Genomic DNA, 6,491 nt, shown 5'->3' on the forward strand with positions numbered 1-6,491 from the left:
TGCCAGCAGCCGCCGCTGCCGCTCGTCCAGGTGCGGGAACAGCGCCTGGAACTTCACGGACAGCGAGTGCTGAGTCTCCACCGGTATGGCCATACCACACCAACGACGACCACGACGAGAAGCAGCGCCTTATTTCTCTGCAAGCCCTTAGCGGGTTCGGTCGAGGGTCAAGGATCTTGGTGTCGGCGTGTTGGTGCCGCAGATGGGAGCGGAGCTCCGGTAAGAGAGGTCGTCCTCCAAGACATCCTCTTCACCAGGAGCTCCGCTGAGCACGGATTCTGTCATCACCCGTGTCGTCACCGTGGCGGGTGGGTGCTTCGCGCGGGTCATCTCGGCGAGTTGACTGACTTCGCCCGGGCGCCGACGCGCAACACCTCGGCGAAGCCGGAAGAGTTCGCGGGCTGGAGGCGACATGCTCAACCAGGACGATATCCTCGAGGCGATCGAGCAACAGCTCCAGGCCAGCGATCCCGACCTTGCTCATCTCCTGACGGCCGCTCCCGGCCCAGGCGCGGTGGGCCAAGGTCACCGCGGTGCTCACCGTCGTGGTCGGCACCCTCGGGGTCCTCATGGGCATGATCGCCTTCAGCCCATTGTTGGTTCTGTTGTCCGCGTGCAGGCAATGACCGGTTGGATCTGGGTGTTCCGCTGCCGGCGTCGTCGCACCGAGCCCGGCCCGCGCACGGGCGGATGACGGCTAACCTCGAGGTGATTCTCCCCGAGTGCCTCGGTACACCTGCGCACGCCATCCCCGACCAGTGAGGCTGCCGCGTCGTCCGTTGCAGCCGGTCTCAGAGGGCATGACCGTCAACTCCTTCCTTCCGCGGCAGTGAGCTGGTCGGACAGGGAACGGCGGGCGGGTGCACTGTCCGGCGTGGACTTCGACCTGCACCGCGGCGAGACGCTCGGCGTCGTCGGCGAGTCGAGATGCGGCAAGTCCAGCCTGGCCAGGGCGGTCCTGCAGGGCCCGCCTCCGACGGCGGGGACGGTGCGGTTCGAGGGAACCGACTTGACCGTGCTGAGCCGCGAGCAGATGCGCGCGGTACGACCCCGGCTGCAGATGGTCTTCCAGGACCCGATCTCGTCGCTGAACCCCCGCCGCCGGGTCCGCGACATCGTCGCCGAACCGCTGGACATCTGGCAGCTCGGCGACCCGCGGGAGCGAAGGACGCGCGTCGCGGACGTGCTCGCCGACGTCGGCCTCGACCATGACACGGTGGCCGATCGCCGACCGGGTGAGCTGTCAGGCGGGAAATGCCAGCGGGTCAGCCTCGGCCGCGCACTGGTGTTGAACCCGCACGTGATCGTCTGCGACGAGGTCCTGTCCGCCCTCGACGTGTCGGTGCAGGCCCAGATCCTCAACCGGAAGCTGTGCGAGATCGGCAGCGCCGACGGGGTCGAGGAGCGCCGCGGTTTACGGGGCGACCGTCACCGGAGTGTCGAGCAACCGCGCGGCCAGCGTCGCGATCCGGTCGAACGCGCCGTCGGGTGGGGTATCGAGGTTGGCGTAGTGGCCCACCGCCAGAATCCAGTTCGATCTGTGGAATGCGTAACACCGCGCTGGTCGCCGCTCGTCTGGCCGTCCATCGCTTGGGCACGACACTGACTGCTATCAGCCTGGTGCGACGCGTAAGGTCACTGCAGTGCACTGATCCTCGGGCGCTGCAGTCCCGAGGTGCCCGCATCCGGCAGGGCCCAGACCATCGCGGGGATCAGCCGCGGGACGCGCCACTCGGGCGAGCACCTGTACCGAGGGCGAGAAACCGCTCGCCTCGTCGGGCTCCAACGCTGTAGAGGAACAGCGCCAGCAGGTGGCCGTAGACGACGTGCACGACCAGCTCGAAGGGCTGGTTGGGCATCTGGAACTGGGGCAACACCGTCATCCCCAGCACCACGAAGTTGACCACGTAGAGCAGCAGGCCGTACAGGCCACCCGCGAGCGCGGTGGTCCCGTTGGTCCCGAACGGCGGCGCGACCAGCGCGAAGACGATGCCGAACACGATCGACAGCACGGCGTGCACCACGACGCCGAGCCAGACGCTCGCCGCGCCGGTCATCATCGCGTCCGCGCCGAGCAGGATGGTCGAGATCAGCAGGAACGGCTGGGTGGCCGGGTTACCCATCGATGCCGCGAACCACATGGTCAAGCCGATGAACACGGCGCCGGCGAGCAAGCCGCCCAGCGCGCCACGAAGGACAGAGGTGCCCAGTTCGCGGCGAGGGGCCGTCCTCATCCCGGGGTCGTTCGTCCCCGTCATGGTGTGCTCCTCGGTCGGTGTCCGACAGCGGTCACGATGGGGCTTGCCGGACCGGCACCGCGGAAACGCGTGCCGGGGTCACAAGTCGGTATCGCGACGAGTTCACGAGCTGGACGGCGCGGTCAGGTCACGGGGCGAGTTCGCCGACCCCCTGCCGGAGGATCCGCAGAACGGTGGCGCGGAGCATCCGAAGTGGGAGGCGGCTTCGGCAGCGGTGTAGCCGCGGACGCAGAACGCTCCAATGCGGTACAAGCCATGGGGTCGAGGCTCTTGACCGACGCCGGCGCGGTGCCGGCAGCGGGCGGCACCGCGGCGGACCCAGCCCGGCGATCCCGCACGACGCGGACCGCGCGCTCATGGGTGTTCACGAGCAGCGTTGTCAAGCAGCCCTCGCCGGCGTGCGCGGCAGCAGCGAACACGTCCTTGGTGATCTCCTCCGCGGCAGCGGGCTCACCCACGATGGCCCTGGCCAGCGAGTACACGGCGACGCCGTGCCGGTCGAACTTCTCGACTGCGGCAACGGCGACCGAGGGCGAGTCGCTCTCACGTGCGCCGGTCTGCGCCGCGGCGCTCGCCTTTTGCCAGCGGAGGAGAGTTCTCGTCGGTGCGCTCGTGCGTCAACGCGCCTCCCCTGGCCCCGATCGTGTGAAACCGATGTCAAGCGCAGCAGTGCCAGGTGATTATCCACGTGGCCGGGCTTATTCAGTAGGGCGCGCTCGTCCTCGCGCTGCTGCGCCTCGTCACCAGGCGGCTGCTGTGAGCACGGCGGCCCTTAGCGCCGGGCGGACCGCTCGGGCCGGTCCTATCCTCGACCCATCCGACGAGGGACGGGACGGGCGTGTACCGGGATCTTCGCGTGTCGGACGCCGAACGACATGCCGTCGTTCGGCGTCTTGAGCGAGCGTTGCGGGACGGACGGCTCACGATCGTCGAGTTCGACCAACGCATGCAAGCCACCTATGCGGCGCGCATCCGCAGCGAGCTGGAGGTTCTGACCGAGGACCTTCCTCCCGACCTCTGGTGACCTCCTACCTCCCCACCCCGTCGTCAGCGGTGCGCTCCGACCCTCGAGCGACGGCGTCCACCGGAGCAGGCGGCTCCGCCGGCACACCGGCCGGCGTGGAGGTCGGTGTGGAGGTCGGCGGTGTCGAGAGGGCCGGTGCGGAGACGGACGCATCACCCGTGCCGCCGGTCGCGTACTCGAAGAAGCGCAGCAGCTCCACCGGCAGCGGCATCACCAACGTGCTGTTCTGGTCCGAAGCCACGTCGGAGACGGTCTGCAGCAGTCGCAGCTGCAGCGCTCCGGGAGTGTCGGCCATCGCCCGTGCGGCGTCGGCGAGCCGGGTCGAAGCCTGGTACTCGCCATCGGCGGCGATCACCCGGGCGCGGCGGTCACGCTCGGCCTCGGCCTGGTGGGCCATCGCACGGCGCATGCTCTCCGGAAGGGCGATGTCCTTGATCTCGACCCGATCGACGGTAATGCCCCAGTCGTCGGTGGGGGTGTCGATCACCGCGCGCAGCTCGGCGTTGACCTGCTCACGGTCGGACAGCATGGTGTCCAGGTCCGCCCGCCCGATCACCGAACGCAGCGAGGTCCGCGCTACTTGCGAGATCGCGCCGAGGTAGTTCTCGACGTTCACCACCGCCTTCACCGGATCGGTCACGCGGAAGTACACGACCGCGTCGACGCTGAGCGTGACGTTGTCCTTGGTGATCGCGCCCTGCGGCGGGACGTCCATCACCACGGTCTGGACGGGCACCTTCACCATCCGGTCGGCGACCGGGACCATCAGCCGCAGACCCGGCTGACGGACCTCGGGTAACAGCCGCCCGAAGCGCAGGACGACGCCACGCTGATACTGCTGCACCATCCGGACGCCGCTGGCCAGCAGCAGCGCCACCAGCGCAATGACCACGATCAGAACCGTCGTGAGCACAGATCCCACTTCCTTCGATTCGACGACGTACGGCCTTCAGTCCGATCTGGCATGCTCGATCGCGCAGAGCAGGATCCACGGCACCACCACGATCGTGGTGATCAGGCCGAGGACGGCCCGCCACGACGCCGGCACCAGCGCACCGACGAGCACGAGGACGACCAGCACGACGAACAGCAGCACCGTGCACCGAGCCGAGAGCGGCCACCACTCCGCGGTCGAACGGCGAACGCAGCTGCTCATCTCCTGGGCAAGGCAGGGGTCGCCAGCGGCCAGGTCCGCCTCGATGCCGGCGAGGACTTGCCGCTCCCAGGAGGACAGAGCGTCGAGGTCGCCGGGGCCGGAGTTGGAGGGTCTGGTCATCGCCGGGACCTTTCGCACAGCAGTCAGCTGGTGCCGACCAGCCTTCCCGGCGCGCCCTACCTGCAGCGTAGGCCCCAAACGGCCTACCGACCACTCCTGGCAATCCGCCGATCAGCCGCACGCTTCGTCCACCTCGCACACGGCGGGCACACCGACGGCGTCGCTGGCGCGCCCCTTCACCACCCCGATGAGCAACGACACCGTGAACCCAACCCCGGCGAGCAACGCAAGGCCCAGCACGTCCCAACGACTCAAACCCTTCGGCGAGCTGATCGCGGGTGAACGTGGCACCAGCCAGGTCAAGCCGAGCACGCCGATGGTCCTGCCTACCACCAGGCCGACGACGGCCCCGAGGGCCACCGAGTCCACGAGGGCCGCTCCCAGCCCGCCGGCACCCCCGATCGACAGTCGGCGGCGAACAACGCGAACACCGGCAGGCAGCGGCCGGAAGCGGTGCACGAACTGCTCGGCTGGCCCCGGGCCGGGACCCTCGGCGCGGATCACCGGCACGGTGAACCCGAGCAGGACACCTGCAACGGGGCGAGCGACGCCGGACTCGTCCACCAGCACACACGTGATCACCGCGAGCGGGAGCAACAGCCGCCACGCCCGCCCCCGCCGCTGCACGAACAGCATGAACATCAGAGAGGGACCAGGGCCAGCCAGAGTGGAACCGGTTCCAGCGACCCTGGTGTAGATGACCCCGCGATAATCATTATCGTGAGCAGGTTGTCGACCACCCGGCCAGGGTGAGCAGGAACGTGCGTCGCGCCGCGGCTGATTGGGTGTCGATGATCGCCAGCCAGAACGGCGGGTGCGAACGCGATGTCGGTGGCAGCCGGGACTGCCCAACCCACCAGCGCCCCGCTACCCGCAGAGGCATTGATCACCACGTAGATCAGCGTGGGGACCACCATCGCCCCGACGACAGCGGCGACCGGCAGCGACGCGCGCCGCGGGTCGCGCAGGTCCCAGCCAAGAGCTCCCGCTTGAGCTCCACCCCCCGCCACGAAGAAGAAGATCGCGAGCGGCCCGTCGGCCGCCCATTGCGCCAGCGTCAGAGTTCAGGTCCAAGCCGCCGGACTGACCGCAGATCGTCCCGACGGGGTGTGGCGTCTGCACGACCGACCGGATCGCTGCCGGTGACTTCTCGCCACGTCGGTCGAGTTCGGAACTCAGCTTGCCAAACCGCTTGCCACGATACCGAACGACGGAGAAGGCACCGGGCGCCAGACGGCCATCAGTCACCCCTCGAGCACGAAGCTGCTCTCAACCATCAGCGATCCGGCATGCACGCGCCGGTCACACCCGTTCCCATCCTTGTCGAGCCCCGCCGGGGGCACCGCGCAGGTTCGAGTCCCGCCGGGGCGGCGAAGTCGCCGCCACCGGCTATCGCTATGCCATAGGCAGGATGCCAGCGATCGCACCGATACCGCTGACATGCCCCAGACCGGGCCGTAGACCGGGCCGTAGGCCGGCGCCGATCGCCAGAAGCGGCCGCCCAGCCGGGATCCGGGAAGACCAGCTGGCCATTGACAGACCTGCCCGGAGCCGACGGCCCGCTCTTGAAAGAGGACGTCGTCGCCGACGTCACAGCGCACATCGCGGGTATGCGAGACCTCCGGCCCCGGGGAGCAATAGTCAAGACCTGTGGATGAAGATTTTTTAGGCCGCGTGGGGTTGTGGGTGTTGCTCGGGCCGTTCAACGAGCTTGCCGGCCTCGAACACGGCGCCGGCGCGGACGAGCGCGACGAGGTGTGGGGCGTTCACGGCGCGCCAGCGGGCTTGGGCGGCCTCGATGAGCTCGAACGCCATCGCCAGGCCGGCGGCGCGCGAGCCGGGGCCGCGGGTGATCTTGGTTCGGTGACGGACGGTGGCGAAGGTCGATTCAATGGGGTTCGTCGTGCGCAGATGAATCCAGTGCTCGGCCGGG

Annotated in this window: 5 protein-coding genes and 2 pseudogenes; 2 read left to right on the top strand and 5 right to left on the bottom strand. The window is 68.8% G+C overall.

The features are described 5' to 3' along the window. Positions 1 to 874: 874 nt before the first annotated feature. Entirely contained in the window at positions 875 to 1,606 is a 732-nt protein-coding gene (locus tag KME75_RS38895) for an ATP-binding cassette domain-containing protein (protein ID WP_308283463.1), read from the top strand. Between the two features lie 106 nt (positions 1,607 to 1,712). Here KME75_RS38895 and KME75_RS38900 read toward each other — a convergent pair whose 3' ends face one another. Then, positions 1,713 to 2,258, bottom strand: a complete 546-nt coding sequence (locus KME75_RS38900; RefSeq protein WP_219419945.1) for a hypothetical protein — start codon at positions 2,256 to 2,258, stop codon at positions 1,713 to 1,715. Between the two features lie 856 nt (positions 2,259 to 3,114). On the opposite strand from KME75_RS38900, the gene KME75_RS38905 reads away from it, so the two are divergent. Then, complete coding sequence (locus KME75_RS38905) at positions 3,115 to 3,282, top strand: DUF1707 SHOCT-like domain-containing protein (protein WP_219419946.1); 168 nt, start codon at positions 3,115 to 3,117, stop codon at positions 3,280 to 3,282. Positions 3,283 to 3,286: 4 nt separating this feature from the next. Here KME75_RS38905 and KME75_RS38910 read toward each other — a convergent pair whose 3' ends face one another. The 4 genes and pseudogenes from KME75_RS38910 to KME75_RS38925 all read right to left on the bottom strand — a co-directional run. Continuing rightward, positions 3,287 to 4,195 (bottom strand): slipin family protein, encoded by a 909-nt coding sequence (locus tag KME75_RS38910; RefSeq protein WP_308283462.1) that lies wholly within the window; start codon positions 4,193 to 4,195, stop codon positions 3,287 to 3,289. Between the two features lie 36 nt (positions 4,196 to 4,231). Next, positions 4,232 to 4,558, bottom strand: a complete 327-nt coding sequence (locus KME75_RS38915) for a DUF3040 domain-containing protein (protein WP_219419947.1) — start codon at positions 4,556 to 4,558, stop codon at positions 4,232 to 4,234. A 111-nt stretch (positions 4,559 to 4,669) separates the two neighbouring features. After that, positions 4,670 to 5,568 (bottom strand): annotated as a pseudogene (locus KME75_RS47250) (Na+/H+ antiporter NhaA). Positions 5,569 to 6,223: 655 nt separating this feature from the next. Continuing rightward, positions 6,224 to 6,491 (bottom strand): annotated as a pseudogene (locus KME75_RS38925) (IS256 family transposase); the annotation flags it as partial.

The sequence above is a fragment of the Pseudonocardia nigra genome (genome assembly GCF_019396355.1).
In the GTDB taxonomy this organism is placed as follows: Bacteria; Actinomycetota; Actinomycetes; order Mycobacteriales; family Pseudonocardiaceae; genus Pseudonocardia; species Pseudonocardia nigra.

Bases quoted from the DNA above. Each gene is read 5' to 3' on its own strand.
- KME75_RS38900 (WP_219419945.1), bottom strand. From the start codon at position 2,258: ATGACGGGGACGAACGACCCCGGGATGAGGACGGCCCCTCGCCGCGAA.
- KME75_RS38915 (WP_219419947.1), bottom strand. From the start codon at position 4,558: ATGACCAGACCCTCCAACTCCGGCCCCGGCGACCTCGACGCTCTGTCC.